The 20,758-nt window shown below is 54.3% G+C and carries 16 protein-coding genes; 9 read left to right on the top strand and 7 right to left on the bottom strand.

What is annotated here, in order from left to right:
* Positions 1-138 precede the first annotated feature (138 nt).
* From RIN67_RS01550 to RIN67_RS01540, 3 genes are all read left to right on the top strand, one after another.
* Positions 139-1,095, top strand: coding sequence for a linear amide C-N hydrolase (locus RIN67_RS01550; RefSeq protein WP_313826080.1), 957 nt, complete (start codon positions 139-141; stop codon positions 1,093-1,095).
* Positions 1,096-1,254: 159 nt separating this feature from the next.
* A complete protein-coding gene (locus RIN67_RS01545; protein WP_056944850.1) occupies positions 1,255-1,734 on the top strand; it encodes a C40 family peptidase in 480 nt (159 codons plus the stop codon).
* A 247-nt stretch (positions 1,735-1,981) separates the two neighbouring features.
* On the top strand, positions 1,982-2,131 hold the full coding sequence (locus tag RIN67_RS01540) for a hypothetical protein (RefSeq protein WP_264999706.1): 150 nt from the start codon (positions 1,982-1,984) through the stop codon (positions 2,129-2,131).
* A 755-nt stretch (positions 2,132-2,886) separates the two neighbouring features.
* Here the strand turns inward: RIN67_RS01540 and RIN67_RS01535 are convergent.
* Complete coding sequence (locus RIN67_RS01535; protein WP_264999707.1) at positions 2,887-4,869, bottom strand: alpha/beta hydrolase family protein; 1,983 nt, start codon at positions 4,867-4,869, stop codon at positions 2,887-2,889.
* 762 nt (positions 4,870-5,631) lie between these two features.
* Between RIN67_RS01535 and RIN67_RS01530 the strand changes: the two genes are divergently transcribed.
* A complete protein-coding gene (locus RIN67_RS01530) occupies positions 5,632-5,907 on the top strand; it encodes a hypothetical protein (protein ID WP_024747134.1) in 276 nt (91 codons plus the stop codon).
* A 227-nt stretch (positions 5,908-6,134) separates the two neighbouring features.
* Here the strand turns inward: RIN67_RS01530 and spx are convergent, their stop codons facing one another.
* Positions 6,135-6,533 carry a transcriptional regulator Spx gene (spx, locus tag RIN67_RS01525; RefSeq protein ID WP_024747133.1) on the bottom strand — a complete coding sequence of 133 codons (399 nt, stop codon included), beginning with the start codon at positions 6,531-6,533 and terminating at the stop codon, positions 6,135-6,137.
* A 562-nt stretch (positions 6,534-7,095) separates the two neighbouring features.
* Here spx and RIN67_RS01520 point away from each other — a divergent pair.
* Together RIN67_RS01520 and RIN67_RS01515 are read left to right on the top strand one after the other, a co-directional pair.
* Positions 7,096-9,096, top strand: a complete 2,001-nt coding sequence (locus tag RIN67_RS01520) for a cation:proton antiporter (protein ID WP_313826082.1) — start codon at positions 7,096-7,098, stop codon at positions 9,094-9,096.
* Between the two features lie 563 nt (positions 9,097-9,659).
* Positions 9,660-11,231 (top strand): bifunctional metallophosphatase/5'-nucleotidase, encoded by a 1,572-nt coding sequence (locus tag RIN67_RS01515; RefSeq protein ID WP_056944852.1) that lies wholly within the window; start codon positions 9,660-9,662, stop codon positions 11,229-11,231.
* Between the two features lie 92 nt (positions 11,232-11,323).
* Here RIN67_RS01515 and RIN67_RS01510 read toward each other — a convergent pair whose 3' ends face one another.
* From RIN67_RS01510 to RIN67_RS01500, 3 genes are all read right to left on the bottom strand, one after another.
* On the bottom strand, positions 11,324-12,487 hold the full coding sequence (locus tag RIN67_RS01510; protein WP_264999709.1) for an MFS transporter: 1,164 nt from the start codon (positions 12,485-12,487) through the stop codon (positions 11,324-11,326).
* Between the two features lie 74 nt (positions 12,488-12,561).
* Complete coding sequence (gene rny / locus RIN67_RS01505; RefSeq protein ID WP_264999710.1) at positions 12,562-14,169, bottom strand: ribonuclease Y; 1,608 nt, start codon at positions 14,167-14,169, stop codon at positions 12,562-12,564.
* A gap of 814 nt (positions 14,170-14,983) precedes the next feature.
* A complete protein-coding gene (locus RIN67_RS01500) occupies positions 14,984-15,931 on the bottom strand; it encodes an alpha/beta hydrolase (RefSeq protein WP_313826084.1) in 948 nt (315 codons plus the stop codon).
* Positions 15,932-16,107: 176 nt separating this feature from the next.
* On the opposite strand from RIN67_RS01500, the gene RIN67_RS01495 reads away from it, so the two are divergent.
* The 3 genes from RIN67_RS01495 to RIN67_RS01485 all read left to right on the top strand — a co-directional run bounded on the left by RIN67_RS01495 (position 16,108) and on the right by RIN67_RS01485 (position 19,514).
* The gene (locus RIN67_RS01495; RefSeq protein WP_264999712.1) at positions 16,108-17,931 is read left to right on the top strand and encodes a M3 family oligoendopeptidase; all 1,824 of its coding nucleotides are present in this window, start codon (positions 16,108-16,110) and stop codon (positions 17,929-17,931) included.
* Positions 17,932-17,998: 67 nt separating this feature from the next.
* Positions 17,999-18,418, top strand: a complete 420-nt coding sequence (locus RIN67_RS01490; RefSeq protein ID WP_264999713.1) for a helix-turn-helix domain-containing protein — start codon at positions 17,999-18,001, stop codon at positions 18,416-18,418.
* A 244-nt stretch (positions 18,419-18,662) separates the two neighbouring features.
* The gene (locus tag RIN67_RS01485) at positions 18,663-19,514 is read left to right on the top strand and encodes an SAM-dependent methyltransferase (protein WP_264999714.1); all 852 of its coding nucleotides are present in this window, start codon (positions 18,663-18,665) and stop codon (positions 19,512-19,514) included.
* 531 nt (positions 19,515-20,045) lie between these two features.
* Here RIN67_RS01485 and RIN67_RS01480 read toward each other — a convergent pair.
* Together RIN67_RS01480 and RIN67_RS01475 are read right to left on the bottom strand one after the other, a co-directional pair.
* A complete protein-coding gene (locus RIN67_RS01480; RefSeq protein WP_264999715.1) occupies positions 20,046-20,249 on the bottom strand; it encodes a hypothetical protein in 204 nt (67 codons plus the stop codon).
* 150 nt (positions 20,250-20,399) lie between these two features.
* Positions 20,400-20,561: a hypothetical protein gene (locus tag RIN67_RS01475; protein WP_264999716.1), complete on the bottom strand. Its 162-nt coding sequence runs from the start codon at positions 20,559-20,561 to the stop codon at positions 20,400-20,402.
* Between the last annotated feature and the right edge of the window lie 197 nt (positions 20,562-20,758).

Below are 20,758 nucleotides of genomic sequence, written 5' to 3'. Positions count from 1 at the left end.
GTCGCGACAAATTCCGTTATACTAGAGGTATCGGTAACCTGAAGCGCGACTTTCGCTGAGCCACGTTTAGTTTACAACGCAACGTGCACCGTTGCGTCATCAATGCTTCGAAAAACTACCTATAAGGAGGTCTTCCGTGTGTGTACTAGTTTAACCTACACCACCGCATCACACCACCATTTATTTGCCCGAACCATGGACTTTCCCACCACCACGCCCTGGCGGCCCGTCTTCTTGCCCCGGCAGTACCACTGGCAAACGGCGCTGGGCGCCGACCGTAAGACCCGTTACGCCCTCTTAGGTGGGGGCCGTATCGCCGCCGACCGGCCCGCCTACCTGATGGCCGACGGCGTCAACGAGACCGGCATCAGCTGCGCCGAACTCTACTTACCCGGAGCCGTGACCTACGCGGACCAGCCCGTCGCCGGTCAGATCAACCTGACCCCGCAGGACTTCATCAACTGGGTCTTGGGTGAACACGCCACCCTGGAAGCCGTGCTGGCCGACCTCCCGCGGGTGACCCTGGTGAACCGCCGGTGGGGCAACGACCCTTACGTCTACCCTTTCCACTGGATCCTTAGTGACCGTCAGGGGCAAACGCTGGTGATCGAACCCACCGACTTGACCTTACACGCCCAACTGAATCCTAGTGGTGTCCTGACCAACACCCCCACCCTCGACCGGCACCTCCAGAACCTTAACCAGTTCCTCCAGGTCCCCGGCGACCAGTTCACGGCGGCCACGGTTCAGGCGGCTAGTACATACCTTAAAAGCGGTCAGCCCCTGCCAGCTGGACCGGTGCCCACTAAACGGTTCGTGCACATGGCAATTACCCGCTGGGGAACTCCCCAACTGGCGACGACCCATGACGCCATCCCCCAAATTTTTAGCTGGTTGGCCGACGTTGCGTTGCCGTTCGACCCCCAACGACGGTTCGAAACCAACCATAATTACACCCATTATCGTGGAATTATCGATTTCGACACCCTGACTTATTATTTTAAGCCCCGAACCACACACCGCCTGCAACAAATCACCTTAACGCCAGAAATGGCGGCCCACCGGCATTTCCCTCGGGCCTATCCCGCTAATTAACGCATTATTTTACAGACTTATCCATGACTTTAATTGGATTGATAATGGTTTGAGACACTTCTGTAACAACTCCCTGATAGTATTAAACACATCGATTACGAGTGATTAAAAATAAGTTGTTTAAATACGAGCTAAAAAATAAGGAGTTTGTTTACTTTTATGAAGAAGTCGTTAGTTAAAATCGTTATGTCCCTAGTTGCTATCGTTGCATTTGCCTTCATCGGCACGCAACTGAACCAAACCGAAGCCCAAGCCGCTTCCAAGATGTCCTACAGCAAGATCCACAAGGTCGCTAAGGCACAATTAGGTAAGCCTTACGGTTGGGGCTCCACTGGTCCTTCCCGCTTCGACTGCTCCGGCTTTACCAGCTACGTCTTCAAGAAGGGTGCTGGCAAGAAGATTCCCCGGACCGCACAAGCCCAATACAACAAGTACAAGCACGTTAGCTACAAGCACATCAAGAAGGGTGACTTGGTCTTCTTCGGTGGTAGCAAGCGTTCCATCTCCCACGTTGGGTTATACGTCGGTAACGGTAAGATGATCGATTCCCAAAACCGTGGTGTGGTTACGGAAGCCGTTCACGCCCCTTGGTGGCATGCGGTAGGTTACGCCCGCGTTGGTAACGTGGTCGCTGACTAAGTTCCCACCTTAACTCTAAAATCAAACAACTTGGACCCCTCCCACCATCGGCGTGCGGAGGGGTTTTGTGTGTCTAATGCTCAAACGCCCAATAAATCAGGAGATTTCTGCAATCGATTGTATTCTTTCACCAGCTTACTTTCGGGGTGAAAACTGTTGGTTTTCTTTCAAAAAATTATTTGGCTTTCTCGCTGGTTCTGCTATGATAGGGAACCGAAAAGAATTCAAAACAGTCGAGGTAACCATCATGCTTGCAAAACTCACCCGCTCCATTGCGGCCATTTCCGTTCAACCCTTCGTTAGCTTTTTAGCCACCGGCCTCACCCTAGCCGTCGGTATCGTCGGCGCCGGCATCGTCATTTCCGTCATCTACCAAGCCGTATTGACGCAGTTCTAAGTCCCGACAGTGGTATACCACCCCACCGCCTTACCGGGCGACCAGACAGGGCTGGAACGCCATGGGCACCACTTCGAGCCAAAGAGCGGTCTCGAAGCTGGGCCTTTGACTAGGGCGACTGAGGGACGTCACCCAAGTCAAATTTCATGGCTGAGCCCTGTCTGGTCGCCCTCACGGCTCACGAAGGCGCTAAATTGACAGCTAGTGTGTCTCTCCATTTAATTAAGCTTCAAAAACTGCACCCAAAAGTTTAGATTCCAAATCATCCCAATTCTAATTGCATCACCGTTAAATTTGTCTTTCTGCCGAATCAAAAGACCGTCATCGCTTTTCAGTCGATGACGGTCTTTTTTATACCCCAAAAAAGACGAGAAGCCTCTTCTTCAAAGAAGAAACTCATCGTCCGTTAAATGGATTGCCTTATCAAAACAATCCTATACCTGATAAAAACGAATCAACCTTACTCCTATGAGCTAAGCCCTCAATCGAAGTAATATTCGTTATAGTTTATCATACCAGCCTTGAAAAAATTTTGATACCTCCAAGGCTTATTTAACTGGCTCTAAATCACAAAAATAATAGCAATAGGGCCTAGGTTCCGAAACTTAGGCCCTAAACTTCTCATCATAAAACATTAATTTAACAGCATTCTTATTGACAAGACGTAGAAAAACGGTCACGACCAGGAAGATTCCCCAGTCGTGACCGCCCGTTAGTTTTCTGAGGAGGTACTGTTACCTCCGTAAAAATGACGGTTAATTTTGCGGCGCGTCTTTTTGAACCGTGGGATGGGCCGTAAACCAGGCGTCCATGTCCGCAATCCGTTGTAGCCGTAAGCTAGGCAATCCATCCCGGGAGACGCCGTGGAAGCTTTGCGGGTAACGAATGAAGTCCGCGTCAACTCCCGCACGGCGAACCGCCGTGAAGTATTCTTCGGACTGACTGATGGGGCACCGCATGTCCCATTCACCGTGTAACAACCGCACCGGCGTCGTGACCTGTGGCGCATAAGCCAGTGGCGATTGCCGCCAGTAAGTCGCGACCCCACCCTCATCGAAGAGGTCGCAGCCCAGTTCGACGGGGTTGAACCGGAACCCAATGTCGCTGGTCCCGAAGAGACTGATCCAGTTGGTGACCGACCGTTGGGAGACCGCCGCTGCGAAGCGGTGGGTGTGGCCAATCGTCCACAACGTCATGAAGCCACCATACGACCCGCCGGCGATGTATTGCCGGTCGGGGTCTAATTCGGTAAAGTGCTCCAGCGCATAGTCCAGCCCGCTCATCACGTCCGTGTAGTCTCCCTCGCCATAATGGCCGTTGACCGCATTTTCAAAGTCCTGACCGTAGCTGGTCGACCCCCGGGGATTCACGAAGACTACTCCGTAACCCAGGCTGGCGTGGACCTGGAATTCGTAGAAGAACGTTTCACCATAGTTCGCGTGCGGCCCCCCGTGCACGTACAACAGGACTGGCGTCCGGGGTGCTTGGGTCTGGGCGGGCAGATACCACCCTTCTAAAGCTTGCCCGTCACCAGCCTGATAGTCGAAATGTCGGGGCTGCGCAAAATGGTGGTTGCGTTCATATGCCGCATTGGGATCGTACACGACCCGTTCCTGCTGGTCATCCAGCGTGACGGTGACCAGCGCACTGGGTAAGGTCTGCCGGGACACGGCCAAGACCACCTTGTTTACGGCGACCACGTCAAAGTCCACGATCTGTTGGGCCGTGTCGTTGACCAGGCGTAGTCCCGCCGCGTTCCCCACGTACAGTTGACTGTGGGCGTGGAAGGCGGCCACGACCGCGACCCGATCGTTATCCAGCCACCGAACCAGCTTACCGCCGACCTGCTGGGTGAAGTCCCCCGCAAAGTCGGGAACCAGATCCGCCGCTAGCTCGGCCGTGCAGTTGGTCAAGTGACCGGTCGCTAAGTCCGCTAAGTACAAGTTGGAAATGGTTTGACCACCATACTTGCCGTCGTGCCCCACCAGCGCCACGGTCTGACCGTTCGGTGCCAGCGTCGCATCGGCGAACTGACCGGCTGGTAGACTGGCCGTTAAATGGCTGGTCTGGCCCGTGGTGACGTCCAGGCAATATGCCCCGTGCGCGAAGTCCCGGTCGTTATCCGGCTGGTCGTCCTGGAGGTAGGTCACCAGGTGTCCATCGGCACTCACAGAAGTCAGGTCAAAGTCGTACGGCGTCTGGAAGAGTTCTTCCAAGGCCCCACTAGTGGGTAGGTACCGCCGTAAGCGATACGTGACTTTTTCGGGTAACCACCCGTAGCCATCGGCCTTATTGATCAACCGGCCCACGTGCCGGGTCACCGGGAACTTCTCCGTGTTCGGTAACTTCGGCTTTTCCGTCGTGGCCGTGGTCTTGAAATAAATACTGTGGCCATCCGCCGCGGCTAACACCGTCTTGACCGCTTCACCGGGGGTGGCTACGCAGCTGGGCGTGCCTCCCGTAAGCGGTACTTGGTACAACTGGGCCACTTGGTCCGGTAATTTGGCCGCAAAAAAGACCGTCGTTGCCGTGACTGCTGGTTGAACGTTTTGTTCACCCACCATGGCCACGACCCGCTGATGGCCCTGATCATCGACACTGTTTAGTTGCGCCCGATAGCCATTGCTGGCCTCATCGACGCGATTCTCTACAAAGTAATAGGAACCACCCGCCGCATTCGGCTGAGAGAGGGACTTTAATCGAAATAAATCTCGTGCACTGACGCCCGTTGTTACCATTCGCATCGCTTCCCTTTACATTTTCTCATTGTTTTCTCACAAAAGTGATTATCCCTATCCTAGCCGTTCCCCGTAAGCCTGTCAATTCTTAGCCGTTCTTTAGACGATCACCAGTATAAATCATTCGCCTTACCGGCCGGCCAGACAGGGCTGGAACGCCGTGGGCGCCACTTCGAGCCACAGGGCGGTCTCGAAGCTGGGCCTTTTCCTAGGCGAGCTAAAAACGCTCACCAAGGAAAATTTCACGGCTGAGCCCTGTCTGACCGACCTCTCGGATCACACTGGTGGTGAAGTTGACAAATCGTTTGGGAATAACTCTCCCACCACCGTTAGGCCCCAACAGCCGATAGGGCCCAGCCGGTGAAATTAGCGTTAGGCCAGTGGGTTTCTGGCCTTAGGCTAAGGCCGAGCTTTGAGATTCGCGGGTTTGGTGAAGCTCAAAGTCGTGCCCACTGGCGTCACGGCCCTGCCAATCGGCTGTTGGGGCCGTCTGGATCCGCGACTGACTGGGTGCCCGGTAAGGCGTTCATCCCCCAGTATTTCCCAATTATTCCCCGTTACCCATAACTTTCGGAATGAATCTAGCACCACGCTCTGTGGTTTTCCTACTATATGTAGATTTAATCGAAACTTTTAGAGAATTTTGTCTATATATAGTTGTTTTTTCCCGGCTTTCATCGTAACATAGACCTATACTCATTAGGAACCAGTCAGCAGGTATGCTCAGAGCTGGCCGCCTAAACCTCAAGGAGGGTTGGAAGAATGGACGTTATTCGCAGATCACAGGGAACCATGTATCCTAGAAGCCTCACCGTGGAGACGCCCACGGGAGCGCACGTTGCGTTCGATTCTGCGCGTATTCATCAAGACCTGACCAGCCTGACGAATGATCCCACGGTCGTTCACCGCGTCGAAAGTCTGATTGTCGCCCAGCTGGCTGGGTTTGACGTCGTCGCTACCGAGACGATTGAAGCCACGATTACCGCAACTCTAGAACAGCTGGGATACACCCAGATGGCGCGTCAGTACCAACGGTAACCTAACGGATAGTTAGTTTAACTTTAATGCTCACAGCGGCCGGAACCATTTCCGGCCGCTTTTTAGACCCAATTAAAAACGGGAACGCCCGCAGTTGACTGGACGTTCCCGTTTTGGTTATGGCCTGATTGGCAACAGCCGAGCTGTTACCAATGCCGATTATCGTTAAATTTTAATCAATGGACAAAAAATCGATCAGCACTCCCCCGAGAACTGACCGATTGGTGTTATGAACTTAATTGGGACTCCAAGTGGTGGAGTTCCGCCGTCCGCACTTCACGTGGCAAGAACCGGCGAATTTCTTCTTCATTGTACCCAACTTCCAGCCGCTTATCATCAAAGATAATGGGCCGCTTAATCAGGTCGGGGTACTTCACAACTAGGTCAACCAATTGACTAACGGATAGACTGTCTAAGTCAACGTGGAGTTGCTTGAAGATGTTCGACCGCGTCGAAATGATATCTTCACTCCCGTTTTCCGTAAGCCGTAAGATCTGCTTAACCTCAGCTGCGTTCAGTGGCTTCGACTTAATATTCCGTTCTTGGAACGCAATCTCGTGGTCCTTCAACCATGCCCGCGCTTTCCGACTGGATGCACTACTTGGTGCAATATACAAATTAATCATATCTCAGCACTTCCTCATCGTTGGATTGAGTTAACGATAGAAAACAACAACTGACTCATTTTGGTTCACTACCAACAATTCATTGAACTATCCAGTAGAACCAATTTATATGTTACCACAATTGAATGAATAATCAACCTTTTTTGGAAAGTTTCTAAATTATTTTTGATTTCCGATTCGGGGTTGGTTGGTTCAGAAAACAATTCATTTGTTTGCAATTAAATTTGTGATATTCGCGGGAAATCAAGTCCTATTTCGGCTTTAAATCTTTCACAAGGTTGTGCCCGTCCATGAATAGTCCCCCAATTTTTTACCCAATCTCATTAAAATGGGGCCATCATCTTCGAGAACGCTTACTTGTAAATTTATTCATTTATATTGGTTATTTATTCATGCAAGCAAGCACTTTCACCCATTTACGGCTTCCACAGTCCCGTCAAAGTGGCTAAAAATTCGATAGACGCCAAAACTAGAAGTGGGGTTAACGGTTTTACTTTTCCCAATGCAGGGGTAGAATAAGAACGCTCTTTATCCGTACTCCTTATAGAAAGTAGGTGTTCCCTTGGAAATCTTCTACGCGATTGTGCTGCTCGTTGTAGCCACCATCGCTGCTAACCTAGTTTATCCGCTTTTTCCAGCAATTCCCCAAGCGTTCTACCAGATTTTTGCCGGGGCAATCCTCTCAATCGTCCCGTATTTTCACCACTTTGGTTTAGAACCCGAGGTCTTCATGCTTATCATCATCGCGCCATTGATGTTCTATGACGGGCAAAATACGGATACCCATTCGCTTCGCCGTCACATCCCCTCGGTAGTTTCCATGGCCATTACGTTGGCGATTCTCACGGTGATTTTACTCGGGTACCTCAGCCACAGCGTATTGCCGGCCCTACCGTTGGCCCTGGCTTTTGCGCTAGCGGCCATCGTCACCCCCACCGATGCCGTCGCCGTCTCGTCCATCACCCGCAACTTGACTGTTCCTAAAAAGGTCATGGGCATGCTGGAACGGGAATCCCTCTTCAACGATGCTTCCGGCTTAGTTGCCTTCAACCTCGCCTTAGCCGCTTTCAGTACCGGTAAATTCTCCGTACGCTTTGGCATCACCCACTTCTTAGTGGTCTTCTTAGGTGGGCTACTAATTGGCCTGATTCTCGGTGGCATCCTGACTTGGGGCCGAGTGACGATGGTTCAAAACGGTATGGATTCCGTCAGCATCATTGTGCCTTACGATATTTTGACCCCGTTTTTCATCTATCTCGTTGCCGAACACTTCAAACTTTCGGGTATCTTAGCCGTCGTAGCAGCCGGCCTGCTCCGAAGCACCGCCGCTACCCAGATTCGCCTGTCCAGCACCCAGATGCAATTGGTCACCCGATCCACTTGGCAGATCATGACCAGTCTTCTTAACGGTTTCGTCTTCGTCCTGCTGGGTGTTTCCCTGCCCACTGTCTGGCAGAACATCATGGCTGACCACACCAAGTCCTTGCCGCTTTACATTCTCCTCGCCGTAATCCTCTACGTGGTCATGTTCCTTCTCCGGTACCTGTGGATTCATTTCGACTGGGCCCGCATCCACTCTCAAGCAAAGAATCGCCGGCACTACGGCATCGTCGGGGCACTTTCTGGCATTCACGGAACCATCACGTTAGCCATGGCCTTCTCGCTCCCCCTGACACTTAACGGGCAACCGTTTCCCTTCCGGAACACCCTCATCTTTATCGCGGCTGTCGTCATTATCATTAGCCTGCTGGTTCCCGCCATCGTGCTCCCCCTCATCTTGCCGAGCGCCGAAAAAGCGGTCGATCCAGCTATGGTCAATCACGAGCGCCAAGCTCTAGTGGCTTACGCTGCCAAGCGACTCATTCAAGAACAAACGGCAAATCCGCCCGCCACCCAGGCCGTAGTGGAGATTTTAACCAGTCAAAGCAACACCCGACTCCCCAACCGGCGCAAGGTGACAGAAATCATGACCAACGCGAACAACCTCGAAATCCAAATAATTCAAAAGCTAGCAGATAGCGGCGACCTCCCCGCGGCCTATGTGAACCGCTACATCCGCGGACTAGTCTGGAAGATGCGCCGTGACAACCACTTTTCCTTAACTGGACTGAGCACTTGGCTGAAACTCGTCTTTCACCGACTGGTCCGCCACGGTCGCCGGGACCTTAGAAAAGCGCGCCGCAACCTGTCCCATGAACAGCGACAGGCCATGCAGGACCAGCGCCAACGCGACCGTTCTGGTATCTGGGGCGCTTATCGCACCATGGAACAGGCCGGCTACACTGCCGTGATGGCCTACCTAGCTGATCTTTCTGACGTGGATAATCAATCCGACGTTAACGTTGTCCGCAACTTTTACAACGTGCGACACCGCCGCATGGACCGCCAGAAGACTAATCAACTGGAAAACGAGCTCTTCATTCAAGCCTTCCAATATGAGTACAACTACGTCCACACACGCCGCGCTTCCCAGGCCATTCCAGCGGCCTGTGCCGACGAACTTTACCAACAGATTGCCACCGACCAGATGCTTTACATGCAGACCGTCACAACCACTGACTAGGAAGTTCGTCCCCAGAACGAACATCAGACAACTTTTTCAAAAAATTTAGCACAACGGCTCCCTTTCCAAGCTTACCCGATCGATGAAAGCTTGCTGAAAAGCGTTCCGTCTGTGCTTCACTTCCCCACCGTCTGACCGGAACGGCCGTCAGTTTTCACAAACTGACATTGTTGGCCCTTAATTTTTATAGTCCGTCACATTTTCTTCACAATTTAGGGGTATAGTGAAAATATAACTTACGAATCTAATGAATAAGTTACGAAATTTTACTCCTCCAAAGTAATTGTTACCCGGACTGGCTTGCTGTGTGCAGGCGTCCGTGTACCGCGTAATTTACGCTTTAACCGAAAGCGCCGGATGTCATCCTGGTTGGTGACCCGGCGCTTTTTGGTTAGAAAATCACTCATAATCAGATAAAAAACGCCATCAAAAATTTACACATCTGGTAAACTAGCTTATAATTTCTTTAACACGTTACAATTCCGCGTTTTCGGCGAACACTCTTGCTAGCAACTGGACGGTTCGGAATAGCGCCAGTTAGACGTAATTGGAGGGTGACAACATTGAAGCTGACAATTTTATCGACAAGTGACACACACGGGTACGTCTACCCCACAAACTATGTGAAGAAGGGGACCCAACAAGGCTTTGGCCTGGCCCGAGCGGCGACCGTCATCGCCCAGGAACAGGCTGCCGCGGAGGGTCCCGTGGTGACCATTGAGAACGGGGACTTTCTGGAAGGGTCACCGCTGGCTTACTACGTCGCCCGGGTCCAAGACCACCGCGACCCCCAAGCCCTGATGAACATTTATAACCAGATCCACTACGACTGCGGGATTCTGGGCAATCACGAGTTCAACTACGGCCAAGACTACCTACAAGCGGCGATTCGGGAATCCGACCGCCAGATTTTATGTGCCAACATTTTAGACCATACCGGTCAACCCGAGTACGGCAAGCCCTACACCATTCTGGAAAAGGACGGCTTAAAGATCGGGGTCCTGGGTCTGACCACCCAAGCCGTCTATAAATGGGAGAAAGCCACCAACATCGACGGTCTCCAATTCGAATCGGCCTACATCGCCGCGAAGAAATACGTGCCCATCTTACGGGAACAGGCGGACGTGGTGATTGTCTGCTACCACGGCGGCTTTGAACGCGACTTGGCCACTGGCGAACCTAACGACATCCATGTCGGGGAAAACGAAGCCTACCACATGTTACAGGCGATTCCCGGCATCGATGCCTTAGTCACCGGCCACCAACACCGCCAAATCGCCACCAGCCTCTTCGACACCCCGACGACCCAACCCGGGTTCCGGGGCCAGGCCATCGGCAAAATTACCTTAGACCTCGACCGGGACGCTGACGGGAAGGTCACCGTGACCAACTACGATACCGCCTTGGTTTCTGCGGCCGAAGCGCCCCTTGATCCGCAGGTCTTAACAGCCGCTAAGGGGCTCAATGATCAAGTCGCCCATTGGTTAGACCAACCATTAGGTCACATCACGGGCGACATGACCTTCGACGACCCCGTTCAGGCACGCCTCAAGGAGACCCCGTATATCGAATTCATCCAACGGGTCCAGATGGCCACCATGGGCGCTGACATCTCGGCTACCGCCCTCTTCAGTAATGAGGCCCGCGGGTTCGAGAACCCCATCACCATGCGCAACATCATGACCAACTACGTCTACCCTAACGGCTTGTCCCTACTGAACATCACGGGTGCCGACTTACGGGCCGCCCTCGAGGTCAGTGCGCGCTACTTCACCATTATCGATGGTGAGATTGCGGTCAACCCGGCCTTTATCCATCCCAAACACCGGCAGTACAACTACGACATGTACGAAGGCATCGACTACCGGTTGAACATCGCCCAACCTATGGGGCACCGGGTCGAAGCCCTGACCTACCACGGCCAACCCGTGACGGACGACCAACCTTTGCGCATCGTCTTGAACCAGTACCGGGCCGTGGGGGGCGGTCACTACAGCATGTTCGGCGCCAATAAGATCGTCGCGGAGAGTCAAAGTGCGATGAGCGAATTGATTGCCGACTACCTGCAAGCCCACCCCGTCGTCGATGCCACGACCAACCAAAACTTCCAAATCGTCAACGAACCGCGCAACTAGCGGCGAGACCGAACCAGCTAAAAAGGCCGTGTGCCCTGGAGATTAACCTTGTCGGTAATCCCTAGAGCACACGGCCTTTTGTTTGGTTTCATCTAGCTACGACGTAATTGCTTACGGAAGATCAGATAGACCAGCGCCGCTAAGGGCAACGTGACCATCAGGGCCGGGTAGAACCACGCAATGGGGACTGCGTCGAACAACGCCCCGCCAACGATGGGGCCCAGCACCATCCCCGTGTCCATCCCAATGTAGAAGGTACTGTTCGCCAAGCCCTGCTCATTGACCGGCGCGACTAACAGGGCCGTGGCCTGACAGACCGAGTACATCAAGCCATACCCATCGGCCAGACCGGCCGCAGCCACCACCATCAGCCAATTATTGGTCATCACGGTCAGGCCCCACATCCCGACTAGGTTACAGATGATCCCCGCCAGCAAGAACCACCGGAAGCCGACCCGGTCGAAATAATCCTTTAACGCTAATCGTAAGACTAGCAAAATAATGGCATAGATCACAAAGAAACTCCCCGCCGAGACTGGCAGGTGCCGGTCCGCCACGTAGGCCACAATGTACGACTGGGTCGCAAAGTAGGGAATCGACAACAGCATCAAAATCAGCGCCAAAGGGACGACCTTGGGCTGAACGATCCGCAAGTGGTGCGGGCGTTTCGTCGGCCGTTGGGGGGCCATCCCCCGGTCACCCACGAACTGAATGGTGATCAAGATGATGGCACTGGCAACTGACGCCAACCCAAAGGCCGTGCGGTACCCGAACTGGTGGTAGATCCAAATCCCCAGGGCTGGCGCAATCGCCATCCCCAAGGCATTCATCATCCCGTAGTAGCCCATCCCGGCCCCCATCCGGTCACGGGGCAACAAGCTAGAGAACCAGGTGGCCAAACAAATCGAGCTTAAAGCGAACCCCACCCCGTTGACCAGGCGGAACAGGAACACCATCCAGGGGGCCACGGACAACGCGTAACCCGCCGTCGCCACCAGGATCAGGCTCCCGCCAATCAGCGCCAACCGGTACTTGGTCACCCGGTCGGTCAATTGTCCGGCAATCGGGCGTAGGGCCAAGGAACACAGGTTCATCATCGACGCGATGGTCCCGGCTAACAGGGTACTGGCCCCTAACCCGTGCGTGAACCCCACAATCAGGGGCGTGACCAGCATGGACGAACACATGTAACAAAACGTCGCGACCAACAATAAGCTAGTATCGCGGGTGAACATTTTTGGTGAAGTCGTTGGCATTTTTTAATCCTCTTTCTATCATCTCAACCCGCTACCCACGAAAAAACGACCTCCCGCCCGGAAGGTCGCGCAAGTTAGGAAGCATTGGCTGCTTTCTTCTTTTTCTTCTTCTTTTTCTTTTTTTCATCGCCCACGTACTCGACGGCCGTGAGCTTGCGAATCGTGGTGATCCGAATCTTCCCAGGATACGTCAGCTGCTTTTCGACCTGTTGGGCCACTTCCTGAGTCAAGGTCGCCGCCGCCTGGTCGTCCAAGGTCTGCGGGTTGACCATGATCCGGAGTTCCCGGCCGGCTTGGATGGCGTAGCTTTCCGTGACCCCTGGCCGGTCGTTGGCAATCTTTTCCAGCGACCGCAGGCGGTTGATGTAGTCTTCGACGGACTCACTCCGGGCACCTTGCCGTGCTCCAGAAATCCCGTCGGCCGCCGCGACTAAGACCGCGATCGGCGAACTCTTCTCGACGTCGCCGTGATGGGCCGCAATCGCGTTGATCACGATGGGGTCTTCCCCGTATTTCTCAGTGAACTCGACCCCAATCTCCACGTGGGTCCCTTCCACTTCATGGTCGATGGACTTCCCTAAATCGTGCAACAGGCCGGCCCGACGCGCTAACCGTGAATTGTACCCCAAGCGGGCCGCCATGGCGCCAGCTAACTGGGACACTTCGATCGAGTGTTGTAAGACGTTCTGCCCGTAACTGGTCCGGTACTTCAACCGGCCAACCAGCTTCATCAAGTCCGGGTGCATCCAGCCCACATGCAGGCGACTGACTGCCTGTTCACCGACTTCCCAGAGACTGTGGTTGACGTCGCGTAAGGCGTTCTCGACCTGCGTTTCAATCTGGTTGGCCGAGATACGGCGACTGGCGATCAAGTTGGTCAACGCCGTGCGGGCGACTTCCCGGCGAATCGGATCGTGCGTACTGATGAACAACGTGGTGTTGTCATCGGGCACAAAGATCAGGTCCGTTCCGGTCAGGGTCTCCAACAGGCGAATATGCTGGCCATCACGCCCGATGATTTTACTGCGAATCTCACCGTTTGGGACGGTCACCGTGTGTTCCAGGTGCTCCTTAGGCAAGTCTTGCGGCCCACTCTCCGTGGCGGCCAGGACCACATCCTTGGCCCACCGTTCGGCGTTGGCTTCCGTGTCGTCGTTGAGCGCCTTGATCTCAATATCCCGGTCGCGCTTCAACGCCAACTCGCCGCGATGCAAGATCTCTTGTTGGGCCTCTTCGGGGGACATCCCCGCCTGGGTCGCCAACGTGGTCAGCCGCTTTTCGCGTAAGGCATCCGCCTGGTCGTGCAAGGCGTGGATGTCTTGGCGCTTCTGGTGGTTGGCTTGGCTGCGTTGGTCTAGCATCTGGGTCTGATCATCCAACCGAACGGCCATCTGGTTCAATAGCTGTTCGCGTTGGTGCCGGCGTTGTTCACGCACGGCAATGTCACTTTTTTGTTCGGTCAGTTCATCTTTGACGGACTGCTGATACGCTAAGGTCTCGCGCCGACTCTGGGCTTTGAGGTCGGCCACCCGCTGCTTGGTTTTCGCGGTGGCTTCTTCGATGAGAGTTCGGGCCTGGGCCTGAACGGCTTTTAACGCCTCTAAGTGTCGGTGACGCCGGACGAGGTACCCTAGAATCAGTCCGATCACAAGCAGACCGATAATCAATCCGGTTTCTAACAAAATAATTACTCCTTAATTGGCCGCGGGAGGCTTCCCGCTGGTTGGTCAGGTTCTCGTTAATTATACGCCATTTTGGCGCACAACCCAACTGTTCAAACGGCGAGAGAGCCCAACTGAACCACCGCACGCTTCCCCGACCGAACGCAAAACGGCTGGCGGTCACTGATTGAACGGGTCGCTACGTCAGCGCCCGGCCCAACCAATTCCCGTCAGCCGTGAAATTTGTTAAATTTTCAATTGGAAACTTAAGACGCCTAGGGCCATTCCCCTCACCAGACTGGGCCTGTCTTAAAAGCAATCACAATCATCAGCCGTCTTACCGGGCAGGCAAACAAGGTTCACAGGTATGTAAACCTAACCACATTCCCCAATTCACAACCGTAAGCCGAAAAAATGGACTAAACGTTGCTTAAATAATTTTCGCTACCGTCTAGGCCCCAACAGCCGATAGGGCCCAGCCGGTGACATTAGCGTTAGGCCAGTGGGTTTCTGGCCGAGCTTTGAGATTCGCGGGTTTAGCGAAGCTCAAAGTCGTGCCTACTGGCGTCACGGCCCTGCCAATCGGCTGTTGGGGCCGTCTGGACCCGTGGATAGTTCCTAGTAGCCAGGAAGAGAAGTCTGCCGGAGGCGTCCACTTCACGCCAATTGTAAGCCGAGAGGGCGTCCAGATAGGGCTCAGCCGTGAAATTTTCCTTGGTGAGCGTCTTTCAGCTCGCCTAGGAAAAGGCCCAGCTTCGAGACCGCTCTGTGGCTCGAAGCGGTGCCCACGGCGTTCCAGCCCTATCTGGGCGCCCGGTAAGGCGAATACCCCTCACTACTCACCCAAGTACTGGCGCAAAAAGTGCTGGACCTTACGCTGGTAGCGTTGGGGACTGTGACTGTAGGAAGCGGCGTGCTTGGCACCGGGAACCACCATCAGTTCCTTAGGCCCCGCATCGGCCCGGTAGACCTGGTAGACCATCTTAGTCGGGACGAACGTATCCGCCCCGCCGTGGATGAACAACATTGGCCGGTGGTTGCGTTTAACCGCCCGTACCGCATCGGCGTCCTTAAAGGTAAAGCCCGCTTTCAACTTGGTCACCGCGCTGGTCAGCGGCACCATCGGCCAGTACGGCAGGTGGTACATCTGCTTGGCCTGGTACCTGATCTCCGCGTCCGCCGTGGTGTAGCCGCAATCTTCAATGTAAGCTTTCACTTGGCTCGGCATCTTGAGACCACTGGCAATCATGGTCGTCGCGCCCCCCATGGACACCCCGAACAGAGCAATCTGCGACTGGGACCCCTGCTTGGCAATCACTTGGTTGATCCACTTCCGGTAGTCTCGAGCTTCAAAGTACCCGTAACTCATGGCCTGACCGCCACTCTGCCCTTGGGCCCGGTCATCGGGCACCAGAACGTTATAGCCTAATTGGTGGAACAGTCCCGCGTAACCGCCCATTTGTTCCTTACTGGACGCGAACCCGTGAACCAACACCACGGTTTTCTTGGTGGCCTTGGCGGCGGGCACGTAATCGGCGACCAACTTAAAGTTAGCCCCCGCAGCGGTCTCCGTCCACCGATATTTATGGGCGGTCTCAAACCAATGTTTTTGGGTGTATAAGGGGTCGCTGGTCTTTAACGCCGTGGGCCCCCCGATAAAGTCCTTCTTACCCCGGGCAACGGTCAGATTATAAAAGTACAGACTGGCCCCGATCAAGGCGACAATGATGATCACAACTAGGGTTCCCAAGCCCCACAACCACCACTTATGTTGTTTTTTCAATTTCTCTTTCCCTCCAATAAGCCGTCATTTAACGGGTGTTTCGCGCTTGCTTAAAAATTGCAACACCCCCCTGACTAATTGCAATGCTCCTAGTATACGAGTTTCTTTTTTCCAGCGCAATTCCGAGATAATTTGCTATAATGAAGCCAATCTAGACTTAGAAAGGCGGTTTTGCCATGACTTACTCGTTAAACTGGGATTTAGAGACCCTCTTCAGTGGCGGGATCCACTCCGCACAGCTCAAAGCGAAATTTTCTCAAATCAAAACGGACACAGCTTCTTTAGGTGATTTGCTCGACCGCTGGGACGTCACTACGGACGCGCCCGATTACCACCAATTCACCAAAGCCGTGAACCAGCTACAGGCCATTGCGGCCGGAATCGGCCAAGCCGGTATCTTCATCACCGCGATTGGCTCGGCCGACATCGCCAATCCCGACGTCGCGCCCATGGACGCCCGGTTACAACACCTCAGTACCCAGTTTCAGACCGTCAGCGACAAGCTTGAAAAGGTCCTGGTCCAAGTTCCGGACGACCACTTCAACGCCATGCTCGCCCGTCCCGAACTGGCCCCGATTGCCTTTAACCTTCGCGAAATGCGTGACCACGGGAAGGAACTCTTGGACGACAAGACGGAATCCTTGATCAACCAACTCGACCTCGATGGTAAGTCCGCCTGGAGTGCCCACTACGACTCGCTGGTCGCCACGGTCAACGTGCCCTTCCACGACGCCAACGGCCAACCCGTGACCCTCTCGGCGGGCCAAGCGGACAACAACCTGCTGGGCAACGCCGACCCACAATACCGGGCCGACCTTTTACCCGCTTGGGAACAGGCCTGGACCGATAAGGAGCAGCTCTTCGCCGACACCTTGAACCACCTAGCTGGCTTCCGGCTGACCCAGTACAAGGCGCACGGCATCACCGACTTCTTACAGGAACCGCTCAAGCAAAACCGGCTGAGTGCTCAGACCCTTAAGACAATCTGGAAAGTGGTCGACGACAACAAGCAGTTCTTGCTCGACTACCTGGATCGCAAAGCCGCACTACTGGGTAAGAAGCACGCCGGGTGGCAGGATGTCGAAGCGCCATTGACCTTACCGGGCAGTACCGAACGCCACTTCACCTTCGACCAAGCCGCCGCCTTCATTATTCAACACTACGGCGAGTTCTCCCCGAAGATGGCTGCCCTGGCTAAGCACGCCTTCGAGCACCGCTGGATCGAAGCCGAAGACCGCGCGGGCAAGGCGCCTGGTGGTTGGATGGAGAGTGCGCCCGAGACCCACGAAGCCCGCATCTTCATGACCTTTACCGGATCCCCCAACGATGTCTCGACGTTGGCTCACGAACTGGGACACGCCTTTCACTCCAGCGTGATGACCGACCTGCCCTTCCTGCGGCAAGACTACGCCATGAACGTGGCCGAGACCGCCTCGACCTTCGGAGAACTGATTGTCGCCGACGCCAACGTCAAAGCGGCTAAGACGGACGCCGAAAAGATTTCATTGCTCAACGCTAAAATGGATAACCCCGTTGCCATGTTCTTAAACATCCGGGCCCGCTTCCTGTTCGAAACGCGCTTCTACCAGTTGCGGCAACAAAAGCTGGTCACGCCAGCCGAGTTGAACGAACTGATGCTCAACGCCCAAAAAGAAGCCTTCGGTCACGACCTGTCGACTTACTCGCCGCACCTCTGGGCCAGCAAGTTACACTTCTACATCGATAACCCGGCCTTCTACAACTTCCCGTACGTCTTCGGCTACCTCTTCAGCTTGGGAATCTACGCCAAGGCGCAACAAAGCGCGAACTTCGAAGACGATTACATCGCTCTGTTACGCGACACCGCCAACATGTCTACGGAAGAACTGGCCCAAAAGCACCTGGGCGTCGATCTGACCCAGCCGGACTTCTGGCTTAACGGTGTGGCCTTGATCAAGCGGGACGTGGCCGAATTCATGCACCTGACCGAACCGCTCGTGAAACCCACGAACCGCCGGTAGGACCCAACGCTTCGTGGTATAATAGGTTTAGACATTCAGTTTAAATCAAGATAAAGCGGGTGAGCAGATGTTTCCGGAACGACTTCGGGCATTACGGCGCGGTCAGCACATTACTTTAGAGCAACTGGCAGACGCCTTGAATCAACAGAACACGGTAGGCGACGACCACACCAACACCGCGTCACAGATTGGCAACTGGGAACGGGGCATTCGAACGCCTTCCTTTATCGAGGTACGGAAATTAGCGGAATACTTCGACGTGACCATGGACTACCTGGCGGGGAAGACGGAACGTGACGCCTACGACCTGGGTCGCCTGTTCCTCTCCGGCAAGCAACTGAGCTTCAATCGCGACGTTCTCAGTGGTCAGGACCGCTATGAGATCTACCAGTTGATCGATGGCTACCTGCACGGTAAGGAACACCGCGGTACCGACACTCAGCCCAACCAACAAGAAGAATTGGATCTGCATTTAGACGACCATTAACTTGTAACCAACTGCCTGCGGGCGGTTGGTTTTCTTTTTGGTGCAGGTCAGCGCCTTACCGGCCGACCAGACAGGGCTGGAACGCCGTGGGCACCACGTTCCCATATTGCCTAATCATACCGAGTTCATTAATTCTAAGGCCGGCTCTAGCCCGGTCGTTACGGCATTAAGGCCGCCGTCAGCCAGGCTCCACGGAATATGGTAAGCTTAGGGTATTCAAATTTTCGCTAAAAGGATGAGACGATTGAATCCACGTAAACTTAAAAAACTCAAAAAGCAGTTCCGCCACCAGCCGTTGGCCGAACAAAAAACGGCTTATATCGACCGCATGACCGCTTACTACCACGAATTTAACGACTATCCCGCCATTAAACTGTTGATCAGTAACGTTCTGTTGGCCGATAAGATGTTAGCCGCCGGGGACCTCCCCCAGCAGCTGCCCCTACTGCAGTTGCCCGACGATAGTGAGGACCTGATCTACCAGAACCTCAACCAGAAGTTCCCTCAGGGTGATCCGGTCGGCGACAAGCTCTGGGACAAGCTTACCGGGGCCCTGCCGCACCTGGACCACGACCTGCGGTACTTCCGCGACTACCTCGAAGAACACTACGGCATGTGGGCTTATACGCCCCGCCCGTTCATCAGTGATCTGGCCGACTTTGTCGGTGACCGGGCCGTCCTAGAGGTCATGGCCGGTAACGGCTACATCTCTAAGGGTCTGCGTGACGCCCACAAGACCGTCTACGCCACGGATAGTCAGGCCTGGACCGCGGAGAACGAGACCGGTCGGCATCCCCTGACCACCATCGAACCCCTGAGCGCCCGCGACGCTTTCGCCAAATACGGCGAGCAGGTCGGCGTGGTCGTGATGTCCTGGTCCCCAGACGGTTTACCGCTGGACTGGGAACTCCTCCAAGCCATCCGCCAGTCTTCCGCCCAGGTCGACTTCGTAGTCTTGGGCGAACCCCACGGCGCAACTGGCTCCACAGAATTCTGGGACAACGCCGAGTTCATAGAAAACGCCGCTACCCGGAAGTTGAACCGCCACTACACCAATATTGATCTGATCAAGGACCACGTCTACTTGGTCCGCTAACCCCAACCAAAACTGGGTCCAGCATAGGTAACTTGCTGGACCCAGTTTTTTAATGTCGATGATTCCATACGCCTTACCGGGGCGTTCAATAGCCGCGGATTCAGACGGCCCCAACAGCCGATTGGCAGGGCCGTGACGCCAGTGGGCACGACTTTGAGCTTCGCTAAACCCGCGAATCTCAAAGCTCGGCCTTAGCCTAAGGCCAGAAGCCCGCTGGCCTAACGCTAATTTCACCGGCTGGGCCCTATCGGCTGCCGGGGCCTAACGGTGGTGGTCGTGTTTTTGGCACGCGAGATCCAATTCAACGGCTAGTGTCAGCCGAGAGGCCGGCCAGACAGGGCTCAGCCGTGAAATTTTCCTTGGTGAGCGTCTTTCAGCTCGCCTAGGAAAAGGCCCAGCTTCGAGACCGCTCTGTGGCTCGAAGTGGTGCCCACGGCGTTCCAGCCCTGTCTGGCCGGCCGGTAAGGCGAATGCTCCACAAAAGTAAAGGGCAACCGCTCCCCCTCCGTGGCTATTTTCCAGTAACCGAGATTAACCCATCATCTGGATGTTGGCCCCAAACAGAAAGCATCCGGTCACGCCAACCACAAACAGGCTCAAAACCACCACGAAGATGGTCCGCATGGTCGCCACGCCCGGAGCCGCCGTATTGGTGCCAGCCGTACTGCCACCGGTCAGAATCGCCACCGCAACTAATAAGACGAACACAATGAACGGTAATCCCCGCATTAACATGTCATCAGCTCCCTTACTCGCTTAACTGCCTCCAGTATAGAAGCCGTCAGCTGCAAGAGTTTCGCTGAAGAACGCTTAGAGTCCCCAAATCATTAATCTTATCTTTTGCTTTACCCTTTGGTAACTTAAGCCCTATGTACGTCCCCAAGATCAGTGGGGGCCCGGCTTAACCGCCAACCACAAGAAGAAGCCCACCAACGCTAACAACCCAACGTTCCATAACGACATCCCCAGCAGCAATTCCCAGCCAATCACCATCACGAGTGAGATGCCGACGGGGTTTCGTTGATACCAGTGCACCCACTTAATCATATGACCGCCTTCTCTTGAAGTTCCTCCCTGATGGGACCATTCGCCACTTTCTAGATAAACCGTTTTCATACTGGTCTACCTATATTTTTCAGTATTCATTCAAGCTTGAAACACTCCTACCAAGGGAATTCATTATAAGCCAACGGTTATTTCCGATACAATTGGTCTACCGATTGCCAATGGGTTGGGTCACCGAC

Origin of the sequence: Levilactobacillus namurensis, assembly GCF_032197885.1 — a bacterium.
Lineage (GTDB): Bacteria > Bacillota > Bacilli > Lactobacillales > Lactobacillaceae > Levilactobacillus > Levilactobacillus namurensis_A.
This window is presented reverse-complemented; position numbering and strand designations above follow the sequence as displayed.